14 protein-coding genes are annotated in these 14,130 nt (G+C 64.0%); 11 read left to right on the top strand and 3 right to left on the bottom strand.

The genetic code is table 11. The features are described 5' to 3' along the window. Positions 1 to 10 precede the first annotated feature (10 nt). The 3 genes from ACEN42_RS23855 (at position 11) to ACEN42_RS23845 (ending at position 2,846) form a co-directional block, all read left to right on the top strand. A complete protein-coding gene (locus tag ACEN42_RS23855; protein WP_371884901.1) occupies positions 11 to 280 on the top strand; it encodes a hypothetical protein in 270 nt (89 codons plus the stop codon). Positions 281 to 582: 302 nt separating this feature from the next. Further along, on the top strand, positions 583 to 1,068 hold the full coding sequence (locus tag ACEN42_RS23850) for a hypothetical protein (RefSeq protein ID WP_371884900.1): 486 nt from the start codon (positions 583 to 585) through the stop codon (positions 1,066 to 1,068). After that, a complete protein-coding gene (locus ACEN42_RS23845) occupies positions 1,065 to 2,846 on the top strand; it encodes a ShlB/FhaC/HecB family hemolysin secretion/activation protein (RefSeq protein ID WP_371884899.1) in 1,782 nt (593 codons plus the stop codon). The genes ACEN42_RS23850 and ACEN42_RS23845 overlap by 4 nt, the downstream gene beginning before the upstream one ends. Before the next feature lie 58 nt (positions 2,847 to 2,904). Here ACEN42_RS23845 and ACEN42_RS23840 read toward each other — a convergent pair whose 3' ends face one another. Beyond that, positions 2,905 to 3,369: a septal ring lytic transglycosylase RlpA family protein gene (locus ACEN42_RS23840; RefSeq protein ID WP_187606692.1), complete on the bottom strand. Its 465-nt coding sequence runs from the start codon at positions 3,367 to 3,369 to the stop codon at positions 2,905 to 2,907. 157 nt (positions 3,370 to 3,526) lie between these two features. Between ACEN42_RS23840 and ACEN42_RS23835 the strand changes: the two genes are divergently transcribed. Beyond that, on the top strand, positions 3,527 to 4,120 hold the full coding sequence (locus ACEN42_RS23835) for a YSC84-related protein (RefSeq protein ID WP_371884898.1): 594 nt from the start codon (positions 3,527 to 3,529) through the stop codon (positions 4,118 to 4,120). 3 nt (positions 4,121 to 4,123) lie between these two features. Here ACEN42_RS23835 and ACEN42_RS23830 read toward each other — a convergent pair whose 3' ends face one another. Beyond that, on the bottom strand, positions 4,124 to 4,999 hold the full coding sequence (locus tag ACEN42_RS23830; protein ID WP_371884897.1) for an IclR family transcriptional regulator: 876 nt from the start codon (positions 4,997 to 4,999) through the stop codon (positions 4,124 to 4,126). 285 nt (positions 5,000 to 5,284) lie between these two features. On the opposite strand from ACEN42_RS23830, the gene ACEN42_RS23825 reads away from it, so the two are divergent. Genes ACEN42_RS23825 through ACEN42_RS23795 form a run of 7 tightly spaced genes read left to right on the top strand, consistent with a single transcriptional unit; the run spans position 5,285 to position 12,025 of the window. Then, the gene (locus ACEN42_RS23825; RefSeq protein ID WP_035503798.1) at positions 5,285 to 6,376 is read left to right on the top strand and encodes an ABC transporter ATP-binding protein; all 1,092 of its coding nucleotides are present in this window, start codon (positions 5,285 to 5,287) and stop codon (positions 6,374 to 6,376) included. Beyond that, the gene (locus ACEN42_RS23820; RefSeq protein WP_371884896.1) at positions 6,369 to 7,286 is read left to right on the top strand and encodes an ABC transporter permease; all 918 of its coding nucleotides are present in this window, start codon (positions 6,369 to 6,371) and stop codon (positions 7,284 to 7,286) included. The genes ACEN42_RS23825 and ACEN42_RS23820 overlap by 8 nt, the downstream gene beginning before the upstream one ends. Positions 7,287 to 7,301: 15 nt before the next feature. After that, positions 7,302 to 8,096: an ABC transporter permease gene (locus ACEN42_RS23815; RefSeq protein WP_238212106.1), complete on the top strand. Its 795-nt coding sequence runs from the start codon at positions 7,302 to 7,304 to the stop codon at positions 8,094 to 8,096. A gap of 10 nt (positions 8,097 to 8,106) precedes the next feature. Next, entirely contained in the window at positions 8,107 to 8,415 is a 309-nt protein-coding gene (locus ACEN42_RS23810) for a (2Fe-2S)-binding protein (protein WP_371884895.1), read from the top strand. Beyond that, complete coding sequence (locus ACEN42_RS23805; RefSeq protein ID WP_371884894.1) at positions 8,412 to 9,836, top strand: FAD-dependent oxidoreductase; 1,425 nt, start codon at positions 8,412 to 8,414, stop codon at positions 9,834 to 9,836. The genes ACEN42_RS23810 and ACEN42_RS23805 overlap by 4 nt, the downstream gene beginning before the upstream one ends. Further along, positions 9,829 to 10,956: an NAD(P)/FAD-dependent oxidoreductase gene (locus ACEN42_RS23800; protein ID WP_371884893.1), complete on the top strand. Its 1,128-nt coding sequence runs from the start codon at positions 9,829 to 9,831 to the stop codon at positions 10,954 to 10,956. The genes ACEN42_RS23805 and ACEN42_RS23800 overlap by 8 nt, the downstream gene beginning before the upstream one ends. A 22-nt stretch (positions 10,957 to 10,978) precedes the next feature. Beyond that, a complete protein-coding gene (locus tag ACEN42_RS23795; protein ID WP_035503809.1) occupies positions 10,979 to 12,025 on the top strand; it encodes an ABC transporter substrate-binding protein in 1,047 nt (348 codons plus the stop codon). Between the two features lie 3 nt (positions 12,026 to 12,028). Here the strand turns inward: ACEN42_RS23795 and ACEN42_RS23790 are convergent, their stop codons facing one another. Next, the gene (locus ACEN42_RS23790; protein ID WP_250486711.1) at positions 12,029 to 14,065 is read right to left on the bottom strand and encodes an NADH:flavin oxidoreductase; all 2,037 of its coding nucleotides are present in this window, start codon (positions 14,063 to 14,065) and stop codon (positions 12,029 to 12,031) included. Positions 14,066 to 14,130 lie beyond the last annotated feature (65 nt).

The raw sequence follows: 14,130 nt of genomic DNA, 5'->3' as shown, positions 1-14,130 counted from the left end.
AAACTGAGCTATGAAGATCAAGATAATTGAAGATGGTAACCTTGCATCATGGGTTAGGTTGCTGCTTATCGTTGCTGGTATTGGTTTAGCTGTGATTGCACTGGAATTTGATGTCCCATCCTGGGTCGCAAAGACTCTACTGTTGACAGGGTTTGGAATTGGTCTGGTTGGTGGAATGACGAGTCGTGCAGCGCTGTTGAAAATAAAGCCGTTCGACAACAGCTATAAGAAGGCACGCAAGAGCTACGAAGAGACGGACGAGCAGCAAGACAAGTCCTGAAACGACAAACCCGGCCGTAATCGGGTTTGTCGTGTGTTCAGCAGTTCAGGCCGGCGTGATGACAAGCCTGCCCTGTTCGCCCTGCACTTTGACCCGCTATCTCGGTTCAAATCCGGCGCGCTCAAGCCATCGCCCGGCGAGGGTGAACTGCGTGGGCTCAGACGTCTAGCGTCGGATGTGCGAGAAAGCGCGCACGCGTATGCCTTCCTGAACGGTGAGCATCAGCGAAGTCGCCGAAGGCTAGTTCGGGCATTAATTGCCTGTTTAGGGGCAATCTATTTTCAGGATAACGTATCAATTCATTGAATAATTATTGGCATTGGAAAAGAAAGGACGGACTGAAAGATGACAAACAAACGACGGCCCTGCGCGATGATTCTTTCGCGGTCGCTCAGGTGGCGCTTTACATATTTGCCGGACAGAGCGCCTTATCTGCGCTCTTGATCCTCACGGGCGCGATACCTTTACCCATTGACGCGCAAGCATCGCTCATGCAGCGCGCTTCCGTCATTGCGTCAGCGGCGGCGACCTCGCTGTGCTTAGCGCTAAGTTATTTATTACTCGCGAGATGCCTGGATCGTTGTACCAAGCTCGTTTGGCGCGTGGCGCTGGGGATGTTCCTGTTAAACGCACTATTGAGCGCCCCCGCATTTTTCGCACGCCCGTCGATTTTCCCGATACTGACGGGTGGTCTATCAATCGCAGGCGCATGGTCATTCTTTAGAGGGCGGAAGACGTTTGATGACCAGTCCGACGAGGTGTGTGCTTCTGTGAATGGTGGCATATGAAAAGAGTCAAGCTAGCGGCCCTGCCACTCTCAACCGCCTTAACGCTCGCCGCTCACGCACAGCAAGCACCGACCATCGCCGACGAAGCCGCCGCCGCTCGCGCCAACGCGCTACGAAATCAACAGGTACAACAGCAACGCGACGCCGAGCAGCGCGAGGCCACCGTACAAGCACCCGCAGTGCGCTCGACGGTGCCGACCGATGGCACTTTTCCGACGCTGCCAGACGAGCAGCCATGTTTCCGCGTCGAAACCTTCGCGCTTACTGTCCCAGCGACATTGCCCGATGCGATCCGCGAGAAAGGCGCATCGGCGCTGCCGCTCGATCGCTTCGCCTTCGCCCGCGAATGGCTCGACCACTATCGCGGACAATGCATCGGCCGCGAAAGCGTCGCGATACTCGCCAAGGGCATCCAGCAAGCCGTGCTAAGTCGCGGCTACGTGACGACGCGCGTCCTCGTGCCCGAGCAGGACATCGCGAGCGGTACGCTCTCGTTCGCGCTCGTGCCCGGCGTGATTCGCGATGTCCGCTTCGCCGAGCCCGTGACGTGGGCGTCGTGGCGCTCGGCCTTTCCGACGCGGCCCGGCGACGTGCTCAACCTGCGCGACCTCGAGCAAGGCATCGAACAAATGAAGCGGCCCTCAAGCCAGGACGCCGACATGAAGATCGAGCCGACCGGCGCACCGGGCGAGAGCGATGTCGTCGTCTCGCTCAAGCGCGCGAAGCCTTGGACGCTCGTCGCCTCGGTCGACAACTCGGGTAGCCGCGCGACGGGCAAGCTACAAGGGAGCCTAAGCCTCGGCCTCGACAATCCGCTCGGCCTGAATGACGTGTTGAGCCTCGGCGCCAATCAGGATCTGTATTTCGACGACAAGGGGCTCGGCTCGCACGGCTTCAACGGCTCTTACGCGGTACCGTGGGGCTACTGGACGGGCTCGCTCTTCGGCTACACGAGCACGTACTATCAGCAGATCGCGGGGGTCAATCAAACGTTCGCGTCGAGCGGTAACACGCAGACGGCGGGCGTCAAGCTCGCGCGCGTGCTACGCCGCAGTCAGAGCGACGTGCTCAGCGCCTACGTGCAGCTCTCGAAACGGTTCGGGGCGAGCTTTATCGACGATACCGAGATCGAGATTCAGCGGCGCGACAACACCTTTATCGAGGCGGGGCTCACGGATCGGCACTACATCGGCGGCGCGCAGATCGACGGCACGTTCGCGTATCGGCAAGGGATCGGCGGCCTTGGCGCGACGCCCGACCCGTCGCCCGGCCCTTATCCGCCGACATCGACGCCCACGACCAGGCCGACCTATCGCTATCGTATGGCGGTGGTCGATTTCAACCTCTCGGCGCCGTTCGTTGTGGCGAGTCAGCCGTTCCGGTACGTGTCAACGTTTCATGGCCAGTATTCGCCCGATACGCTCTTCTACGTCGACGATCTCACGATCGGCAGCCGATACACGGTGCGCGGCTTCGACGGCGAGCAAATGCTCGCGGGCGAGCGCGGATTTTACTGGCGCAACGAGTTGCAAGCGCCGCTCGGGCAGTCACGCCAATCGCTCTATGCGGGCATCGACTACGGACGCGTGTTCGGCCCGAGCACGGCATTTCTCGCGGGCACACAACTCGTCGGCGCGGTGATCGGTCTGCGCGGCGGCATCGCCTCGAAGTATGGCGGACTGAGTTATGAGTTCTTCGCGGGCACGCCGCTCTACAAACCATCGGCGATGTCGACCTCGCGCGTGACGCTCGGTTTTCAGGTCATGGCGCAGCTCTGACGGAGCGGGCTTCGGAGGTCGCGGGCTTGTACCGTGTCAGGAGATTTCTTCATGCGCACTAGGGCGCCCCCGCGCCCGACTTCACAGTGCCATCAGGCTGCGGAACCTCGATCGGCTTGACCTCGACCGGCGCCGTGCCATCCTTCTTGAGCCCGAGCTTATCGGCCGTCTTGGGCGAAACATCGACGATCCTGTCCTTCACATACGGCCCGCGATCGCGTATCTGCACCACTTCGCTGTTGCCATTCTCGAGATTCGTGACCCGTGCTTTGGTGCCGAGCGGAAGCGTCTTGCTCGCGGCGGAATCGGATTGCGGATTCATCGGCGTGCCGTCCGCCATCTTCTTCTTGTAGAACTTGTGGCCGTAGTACGAAGCCTTGCCCTTGCGCGGTTTGCCGGAGCGATCGAGATTGCGTTCATGAGCGGACGTGGTCTTCGCGTGATGCTCGCTCGCAGAAGCCGCATACGCCGTGCTCAGACTGCACGACAGGATCACGCATACGAATGCCCGAAGCCGCTTCATGTTCCTTTCCTCTCGAACTCGACGTCCCGACTGCTTCGTAGTAGCACGGATCGCTCCATTTCCCTCTGCTCAATACGCTGGCCCTCCGATCTCCACACACGCCGGACGACAGCTTGTATAGTGCGAGAGCCTAAGAACTGTGGATCTCGGGAACCCTATGAACCAGAAGAACAAAAGGCGTCTCTTGTTGGCCGGCGGCATTGCAGCGGCAGCGCTGGCGTTGAGCGGATGCACGACCACGGGACCATCGTCCGGTGAGACAGCGGCAGGCACGGCCGATCGCGACCGCGCCATCGACGCCGCCGTCGATGCGACGCTCCAGCGCCTCTATGCCTCCGTGAACGGTTCGCGCGAACTCGTGAACAAGGCGCGCGGCGTGCTCGTCTTTCCACGCGTGATATCGGCGGGCTTCTGGCTCGGCGCACAGTACGGCGAAGGCGCGCTGCGCGTGGATGGCAGAACCGACGGGTACTACAGCACGGCAGGCGGTTCGTTCGGCTTGCAGATCGGCGCTCAATCGAAAGCGCTCATCTACGTGTTCCTGACCGATGACGCGCTCACGCAATTCCGCAACCGCGACGGCTGGGCAGTCGGCACCGATGCGACCGTCGCGGTCATGAGGCTCGGCGCCAACGGCCAGCTCGATACGACGACAGCCACCAATCCCGTCGAAGTCTTCGTGCTGACGAATGCCGGACTCATGGCCGGCGTGTCGCTCGAAGGCACGAAGGTCAGCCGGTTGAGCGACTGAGCGCTACTGCTCCGGGCCGGACAACGGCCGGGTCGCCATCGCGCGCGTGAGGCCGTGGACCGGACGACGCACGGCCACATCGAACGGATTGATCTGCGGGCCGATCGTCGCGGCCTGACGCTTCAGCAACTCGACCACCATGGGCAAACGGTCTTCGCCGAGACGCGTCGACAGCGTGCCGACGCTCAACGCGCCGACCGCAAGCCCCGCACGATCGAGTATCGGCACCGCGACGCCCGCCATGCCATCGATCAATCCGCTGTTGCGCCCCGCGTAGCCTTGCGCGCGCACGCGCTCGATCTCGGTGCGCAGATAGACCTCGTCGAACACGCCATAGTTATGCAGCCGCGGCACGTTGAAACGGATGATCTCCTCGCGCTCTTCCTCGGGTTGAAACGCGAGAATCGCGAGGCTGCCCTGCCCGACGCCCAGCGCCACGCGCCCGCCCACATCGCCCGTGAACGAGCGGATCGGGAACGGGCCTTCGCACATGTCGAGACACACTGCATCGAAGCTGCTCTTCACGAGCAGGAAGATGGTGTCGCCGAGACTCGCGCATAGCCGCAGCAACGCGGGCCGGCACAGCGTGCGCATGCGGCTCGGGTTGCCCGCCTGCGCCGCCAGCGAAAAGAAATCCACGCTCAGCCGATAACGCTTGCTCCCTTCGTCCTGTTCGACGACCCCTTCCGCGATCAGCGCATGAAGGATGCGATGCACGGTGGCCTGCGTCAGTCCCACCGCCTTCGCGAGCGCGGTGACACGGCTGCCTTCGGCCTGGTCCTCACCGAGCGCGCGAATCACGGCGAACGCACGCTGGAGCATTCCGACGCCTGGCGCGTCCGGCGCCTGCGTTCCGTTTTCTTCTTCAGAAGCCTTCATCTTCGCCTCGTGTATTCCATTCAACGGAATGTCCGCGCTACGCAATTCTCCGCCCCTATTCGACCCGATTCAGCCGCGTTACGCAATCTAAGGGATAACCCAAATCCCGCTCATCGAAATAATTTCTCCATCGAAGCGATATAAATTCCACTGTTCGAAATCCATAAGCAGGTTTCACTCATTCAATGGAATTTCAAATTGACGCACCGAAATTTGGCTAGCTAGAGTCGGATCATCGGAATCAGTCGCACACAGGCGGCGCGCGACGCGCCGAAGGGGCAGGCCATGTCGTTCCTCACATTGACCGATCTGTCGAAGTCGTTCGGCGATCTGCACGCCGTCGCCGACGTCAATCTGTCGGTCGAGAAAGGCGAATTCGTCTCGCTGCTCGGGCCGTCGGGCTGCGGCAAGACCACGACCTTGCAGATGATCGCGGGCTTCATCGAAGCGACGCGCGGGCGCATCATGCTCGACGGCCGCGACATCACGCACATGCGCCCGAACCGGCGCGGCCTCGGCATCGTGTTTCAGAGCTACGCGCTCTTTCCGCACATGAGCGTCGAGCAGAACGTGAGCTTCGGGCTGGAGATGCGCGGCATCGACAAGAGCGAGCGCCGCGAGCGCGTGCGCGACGCGCTGTCGCTCGTGCGGCTCGACAAGTTCGCGCATCGCTTTCCGCGCGAGTTGTCCGGCGGGCAACGTCAGCGCGTGGCGCTCGCGCGCGCGATCGTCATCGCGCCGCCCGTGCTGCTGCTCGATGAGCCGATGTCCAATCTCGATGCGAAACTGCGCGAGGACATGCAGTTCGAGTTGCGCGGCATTCAGCGCAAGATCGGTACGACGACGATCATGGTCACGCACGATCAGTCCGAAGCGCTGTCGATCAGCGATCGCGTCGTCGTGATGGAAGCGGGCCGCATCACGCAGGTCGATACGCCCTATCGCGCGTATGAGCGTCCCGAGACGAGCTTCGTGTCGCAGTTCATCGGCAAGGCCAACATGCTGCGCGGCACGATCGTCGCGCGTGACGGCGACGCCATTCGCATCGATCTCGGCCACGATCTCGCGGAGACCGGCTCGACCTCGCAGCTTCCGGAGCGCGAGCGCGCGATCGGCGTCGGCGATGCGGTCACCGTGTGCATCCGCCCGGAGAAACTGAGGCTCGGCGCAGCGGGCAGCGGACGTCTGCCGGGCCGCGTGACGAGCCGCTTCTTTCTCGGCAGCCAATGGCTTTACCGGCTCGACAGCCGCGCGGGCGAAATGCTCGTGTGCTGCCAGAATCACGGCGACGAGCCGCTCGAAGAAGGCGCGCAAGTCGGCATCGACTGGAACACGGAATCGATCCGCTTCATCCAGCAGGAGGCCGCCCGTGGATAGCACGCTGCGTTCTTCCGAGCCTGCATCGGCGGCGGCATCGAACGACGCCCGGCGCGCGCCGTGGCATGCGTATCTGCCGCTCTGGATGATGAGCGCGCCCGCGCTGCTGCTTTTCGCGGTGCTCGTGATCGTGCCGCTCGCGATGACGCTCGCGCTCACGTTCTATCGATTCGATCCCGCGATCGGCTCCGTCGCCGCGTTCGACCTGCATAACTACGCCGAAGTGCTCGGCTCGTCGTACTTCCACACGATCTTCGCGCGTACCTTCGGCATTGCCGCGCTGGTGACCTTGCTCTGTGTCGTGATCGGCACGCCCGAGGCGTACATCCTGTCGCGCATGGGCGATCCGTGGCGCTCCATCTTCCTGCTGGTGATTCTCGCGCCGCTGCTCGTCTCGGTGGTCGTGCGCGCGTTCGGCTGGAGCATGCTGCTCAACGTGAACGGGCTCGTGAACCAGTTGCTCGGCGCGTTCGGCTTCGGTCCGTACAAGCTGCTCTATACGACGTTCGCGATCGTCATCGCGCTGGTTCACGTGATGCTGCCGTTCATGGTGATTCCGGTGTGGACCGCGCTGCAACGTATCGATCCGCAGACGGAAAACGCCGCGCTCTCGCTGATGGCCTCGCCCGCCGTCACGCTGCGGCGCATCGTATTGCCGCAACTCGTGCCGGGGATTTTGTCGGGCAGTCTGATGGTGTTCGGTCTGTCCGCGAGCGCCTTCGCGATTCCGGGACTGCTCGGCGGACGCCGTCTGAAGGTCGCGGCCACGACCGTCTACGACCAGTTCCTCAGTTCGATGAACTGGCCGCTCGGCGCGACCATCGCGGTGCTTTTGCTCATCGCCAATCTGGTGGTGATGCTCACTTACTACCGCGTGCTCGAGCGGCGCTATACGCGCAGCATGGGCTGAACGAGGCGATCCATCATGCGCAAAAACGGTCCCGTCGCGCTGGCGTTCCATACGATCGTGATCCTGTTCGTGCTGGCGCCGCTCGTCATCGTCATGCTCGTCGCGTTCACGCCCGAAGAAACACTGACGCTGCCCACGCACGGCCTCTCGCTGCGCTGGTTCCGCGCGATTCTCGATTATCCCGACTTCATCTCGGCGTTCTTCAACAGCGTGAAGCTCGCGTTCGCATCGGCGACGCTGTCGCTCGTGATCGCGTTGCCCGCCGGACTCGCGATCGGCCGCGCGCGCTTTCCGGGGCGCGGCTTCCTGAACGGGCTGCTGCTCTCGCCGCTCGTGATTCCCGGCCTCGTGCTCGGCATCGCGATGCTGCGCTTCTTCGCGCTGATCGGCGCAACCGGCTCGTTCGCGTGGCTGATCCTCGCGCACATGGTCATCATCACGCCGTTCGTGATGCGGCTCGTGCTCGCGTCGGTGAGCGGCATGGACCGCAGCATCGAGCACGCGGCGGCGTCTCTCGGCGCTAGTTCGTGGACGACCTTCCGCCGCGTGACGCTGCCGATGATCCTGCCCGGCATCACCGGCGGCTGGCTGCTCGCGTTCATCAACAGCTTCGACGAGCTGACGATGTCGGTCTTCGTCACGTCGCCGCAAACGGTCACGCTGCCGGTGCGCATGTACATGTACGCGACCGAATCGATCGATCCGATGATGGCGTCCGTCTCGGCGCTCGTCATCTTCATCACCGCGGGCGCGATGCTGATTCTCGACCGCGTGTACGGGCTCAACCGCATTCTGATCGGCCAGCACTGAACCCACTCTCATGAGCACCGCAACGATTCATCATGCGCCGCAGTTCGTTCGTCTCGACGAGATCGAGCGCGCACGCATTCCCTTCGTTCTCGATGGCGTGCCGGCCGAAGCGCTCGCGGGCGATACGCTTCTGACCGCCATCCTCATGCAGCAACGGCATGTGCGGCATAGCGAATTCAGCGGCAAGCCGCGCGCGGGCTTCTGCCTGATCGGCGCGTGTCAGGACTGCTGGGTGCGCGGCGAGGACGGCAAACGCATGCGCGCATGCTCGACGCGCATCGAAGCGGGCATGCGTGTCGTCACGGAGGACGCGCGATGAACGGCGCGCATCGTGTGGTGATCGTCGGTGCCGGACCGGCTGGCATTCGCGCGGCGGAAACGCTCGTCGCGGCGGGACTGCGGCCGGTCGTCATCGATGAAAACGCGCGCTGGGGCGGACAGATCTATCGGCAGCCGCCCGCCGACGCGGGCTTCAAACGCAGTGCAACGACGCTCTACGGCTTCGAGGCGAAGAAGGCCGAAGCCGTGCACGGCGCGATGGCGAAGCTGCTGCCGAAGATCGACTATCGCCCCGACACGCTCGCGTGGGCGTGCGAGCAGAACCGGCTCGACACGCTTCACGCGGGGCGCGAGGCGAGCGTGCCGTTCACGCATCTGATCATCGCGAGCGGCGCGACGGATCGCATCGTGCCGCTGCCCGGCTGGACGCTCGCGGGCGTCTTCACGCTCGGCGGCGCGCAAGTTGCGTTGAAGGCGCAAGGCTGCGCGATCGGTTCGCGCGTCGTGTTCGCGGGCACCGGGCCGCTCCTGTATCTCGTCGCCTATCAATACGCGAAAGCGGGCGCGCGGGTCGCGGCCGTGCTCGATACCAGCCCGCTCGCGCGTCAGGCCGCCGCCACGCCGCGCCTGTTGAACCAGCCTGCGACGTTCGCCAAGGGCCTGTATTTCGTCGCATGGCTGCAGGCGCATGGCGTGCGTATCGAACGTGGCGTGACGCTCGATAACATCGACGGCGACGATGCCGTGCGCGGCATCCGCTGGCGTACGCATCGCGGCGATCCACGCACGCTCGACTGCGATGCCGTCGGCATGGGCTTCGGCCTGCGCCCCGAAACGCAACTCGCGGACCTCGCCGGATGCCGTTTCCGCTTCGACGCGCTCAATCGCTGCTGGCTTCCCGAGCGCGACGCAGCGGGCCGCAGCTCGGAACGCAACGTGTATCTCGCCGGCGACGGCGCGGGCATCGCCGGTGCGGACGCCGCCGATCTCGCGGGACGGCGCGCCGCGCTCGCGCTGATCGAAGACATCGGCATCATGGCGCACGAACGCGCTCAGCCCGATGCAGCGAAGCTCGAACGCGAACTCGAACGCATCGCCGTTTTCCGCGCGGGCATCGAGCATGCGTTCGCGCCGCCCGCGAACGCCGCGCAGGACTGGCCCGACGACATGATCGTGTGCCGCTGCGAGGAAGTCACCGCCGGCACGATGCGCGCGTGCATCCGCAGCGGCCTCGCCACGGAAGTCAACCGGCTGAAGGCGCTCACGCGCATCGGCATGGGCCGCTGTCAGGGCCGCATGTGCGGCGAATCCGCCATTGCGCTCCTCGCCGCCGAAACCGGCAAGCCGCTCGCCGAGGTCGGCCGTCTGCGCAGCCAGGCGCCCATCAAACCCATCCCGATCACACCGATGCTCTACGACGACGGCGTGCAGGTGCAGCCTGAGGAAGCCCACGATGAGTGACATCCGTCATTACGATGTCGTCATCGCGGGCGGCGGGCTCGTCGGCTCATCGACGGCGCTTGCGCTCGCCAAAACGGGCATGCGCGTCGCGCTGATCGAACGGCGCTTCTGCGGCGCGCAGGCGAGCGGCGTGAACTACGGCGGCGTGCGCACGCAGGGACGCACGGCAGAACAGTTGCCGCTCGCCGTGCGCGCGCGGCGCGTGTATGGACGCCTGCCCGAGCTGATCGGCATCGACGGCGAGATGGTCATGTCGGGTCATCTGCGTCTCGCGCGCTACGAAGCCGATCTCGACGTGCTCGATCGATGGTCCGCGATGGCGCGCGAACACGGCGTTCAATCGCAGGTGATGAGCGGCGCCGCATTCCGCAAGCGCTATCCGTGGCTCGGAGCTGCGGCGATCGGCGGCTCGCTCTGCCCGAGCGACGGCCACGCGAATCCGCGTCTCGTCTCGCCGGGTTTCGCGCATGCCGCCCGGCGCGCGGGCGCCGACGTGCGCGAGCAGACCGAGCTCGCCGACATCACCTTCGACGGCACGCGCTTTCAGATGCGCGCGGGCAACGAGCGCATCAGTTCCGACTGGCTCGTCAACAGCGCGGGCGCGTGGGCGAACCGCATCGCGGGCAGCTTCGGCGAAAGCGCGCCGATGAAGCCCATCTATCCGAACATGTGGGTGACCGAGCCGCTGCCGCTCTTTATCGGGCACAGTCTCGGCGTGGTCGGCGGCGGCATCTACGCGCGTCAGGTCGAACGCGGCAACTGCGTGATCGGCGGCGGACGCGGACATGGCGATGGCGAGTACGCGCAGCCATCGACGGCCACGACGCGCGCCGTGATGCGCGACGCCTGCGCGCTGCTGCCCGCCCTGCGCGATGCGCTCCTGATCCGCACCTGGAGCGGCGTGGAAGGCGAGACGCCCGACAGCAATCCGATCATTGGGCCGAGCCGCACCACGCCGTGTCTTCTGCATGCCTTCGGTTTTTCGGGCGGCGGCTTTCTGCTCGCGCCCGGCGTCGGCGAAGTGCTCGCCGAACTGGTCACGCAGGGCGCGACCAGCACGCCGATCGACGCCTTCTCGATCGGACGGTTCAGTTCGATGCCTCTACCCGTCACTCACTAAATCAGAACAAGGAAAACTCACGATGAAGCTGCCCCGCACACTCGTTTCGCTCGCCGCGCTCGTCGCGCTCGGTGTCACGTCGTCCGCCTGGTCGCAGAGCAAGACGATCTATATCGGCATGAACGGCGGACCGATGGAAAAGGCCTACACCAGCCAGGTCCTGCCCGAGTTCGAGAAAGCCAACAACGTGAAGGTCGTCGTGGTGCCGGGCACGTCGTCCGACGTGCTCGCGAAGCTGCTCGCGAACCGCAACAGTCCGCAGATTCACGTCGCGTTCCTCGATGACGGCGTGATGGCGCGCGCCGTCAGCATGGGCGTGTGCCAGAAGCTCGACGATGCGCCCGTGCTCAAGGAGCTCTACCCGTTCGCGCGCCTGAAGGACGACATGGGCGCGGGCGTGCAGCTCGGCATGACCGGCATCGGCTACAACACGAAGCTCTTCAAGGAAAAGGGCTGGGCGCCGCCGACTTCGTGGATGGACTTCGCCGATCCGAAGTACAAGGGCAAGGTGGTGTTCCAGTCGGCGTCGAGCAGCACCTTCGGCCTGCATGGCTTCCTCGCGATCAACCGCATCCTCGGCGGCAGCGAGAAGAACGTCGAGCCGGGCTTTTCCAAATGGGCGACGACGGTCGGCCCGAATGTCGTCGAGTACATTCCGAATTCGGCGAAGCTCTCGGAGATGATCACGACGGGCGAAGCCGGCCTCTTTCCGCTCACGCCGACCGCCATCGGCGATCTGAAGGACAAGGGCCTGCCGGTTGCGTATGTCGCGCCGAAGGAAGGCGCGGTGCTGCTGCTCGTCGATGTGTGCGTCGTGAAGAACAATCCCGATCCGGCGCTCGCGCAGAAGCTCGCGCAATTCCTCCTGTCCGCGCCCGCGCAAACGAAGGCCGCCGAAGCCGGCAAGCAGATTCCCACCAACACGCAGGCGAAAATGACGCCGGAGATGGAGAAGAATCTCGGCGACCTGAACGCGCTCGTGAAGAAAGTGACCGTGGTGGACTGGGACACGATCAACGCGAATCGCGCCCAGTGGGATCAGCGCTGGAATCAGCAGATCGAGAAGTAACGCCTATAGGTCCTTCACGAGACGAAGCGCATCGTAGATGGCGGCGTGCGTATTGCGCGCCGCCACCGCATCGCCGATCCTGAAGAGCTGGAAGCGCCCTTGCGGATTTCGTTCGACGACTTGCGGCTTGCCGTCGATGAGCGTGTCGTAATCGACCGCGCCGAGGTTCGACGACAAAGGCTTCAGCTCGAAGTACAGTTCGTCCATCGGAATCGTGCCGTGATTGACGACGATCTGATCGTGGCGCTGCTCTTTCTTCACGCCGCCGTAGTCGCTGCCGATCGTCGCCACCAGTTCGCCGCCTTCTCGGCGCACGGATTCGAGGCGGAACGTCACCGTGAATGTGGTCGCGAGTTTCTGCAGCGAGCGCATGTAGGGCACGAGGTTCATGCTCATGACTTCGGGCGAGAACGAGCGGTCGGGCGTCATCACTTCCACCTTGCCGCCGGCCTGCGCGATCGTTTCGGCTGCCTGAAGCGCGGCGTGATCGCCGGCATCGTCGAAGATCAAGACGTTCGCGCCGGGCTTCACATCGCCGGAAATGATGTCCCACGACGAGACGACATGCTCGTTGCCTTCGGTACAGACCTCCGTGTGCGGCATGCCGCCGGTCGCGACGATCACCACATCCGGATTCTCCGCCAGCACGGTCTCGTTGTCGGCCCACGTGTTGAACCTGAACCGCACGCCGAGCCTTTCGCACTGCGCCATGCGCCAGTCGACGATGCCCATCATCTCCTTGCGGCGAACGTTCTGCGCGGTCAGGCGAATCTGGCCGCCGGGATCGTTCATCGCTTCCAGCACGACGACATCGTGTCCGCGCTCGCCCGCGACGCGCGCCGCTTCGAGACCCGCGGGCCCCGCGCCCACGATGACGATCCTGCGCTTCGTCGCGGCAGGCTTGATCGTGTGCGGCATCTCCAGTTCGCGGCCCGTCGCGGCGTTGTGGATGCACAGCGCCATGCCGCCCTGATAGATGCGATCGAGGCAGTAATTCGCGCCCACGCAGGGCCGGATATCGTCCTCCCTGCGCTCGATGATCTTGCGCACGATATGCGGATCGGTCATATGCGCGCGCGTCATGCCGACCATGTCGATCTTGCCCGACTCGATCGCATGGCGCGCGGTCGCGACGTCCTGAATGCGCGCCGCATGGAACGTGGGGAAGTCCGTCGCCTGCCGGATTTCACCCGCGAAATCGAGGTGCGGGGCGCTCTTCATGCCCATGATGGGGATGACGTCGGTGAGCCCGGCGTCGGTATCCAGATGCCCGCGAACAACGTTCAGAAAATCGACGAGACCGCTGTTTTTCAGGCGCTTCGAAATCTCGATGCCCTCCTCCTTCGTGATGCCGCCCGCCAGCATTTCATCGGCCGTATAGCGGATGCCGAGAAGAAAGCGCTCGCCGACGCGCTCGCGCATCGCGCGCAGCACGTCGAACGTGAAGCGCATGCGGTTTTCCAGCGAGCCGCCATACGGACCTTCGAGCGTATTCGTCAGCGGCGACCAGAACTGATCCATCAAGTGACCGTACGATTCGATTTCCAGCCCGTCGAGCCCGGCGGCCTTCATGCGCTCCGCCGCATCGGCGAAGTCGCGGACGATGCGCTCGATATCCCAGTCCTCCAGCTTCTTCGGAAAAGCGCGGTGCGAGGGTTCGCGGTTGTGCGACGGCGAAACGGCGGGCAGCCAGTCGCCTTTGTCCCAGCGCGTGCGGCGGCCGAGATGCGTCAACTGGATCATCACTTTTGCGCCGTGCTCGTGGCACTCGTCGACGAGGTCCTTCATCCACGGCACGACTTCATCCTTGTACGCGAGGATGTTGTTGAAGACCGGCGGACTGTCCTTCGACACCGCCGCGGAACCGGCTGTCATCGTCAAGGCGAGGCCCGCCTTGGCCCGTTCGACGTGGTACGCGCGATAGCTCGCCTTCGGCATCCCGTCCTCGGCGTACGCCGGTTCATGCGACGTCGTCATGATCCGGTTTCGAAAAGTAAGGTGTTTCAGCGTGTACGGCTGCAGCAGCGGGTCCGTGGACATGGATGCCTCATCGAAGCGAGTGGGGACGAAACGCCTGTTGTGAATCAAGAGTAGAACCTCTGTAC

Source organism: Caballeronia sp. S22, from assembly GCF_964261745.1.
Lineage (GTDB): Bacteria > Pseudomonadota > Gammaproteobacteria > Burkholderiales > Burkholderiaceae > Caballeronia > Caballeronia jiangsuensis.
Note: the sequence above shows the minus strand (reverse complement) of the source record. Positions and strands in the feature narration are given on the sequence as shown.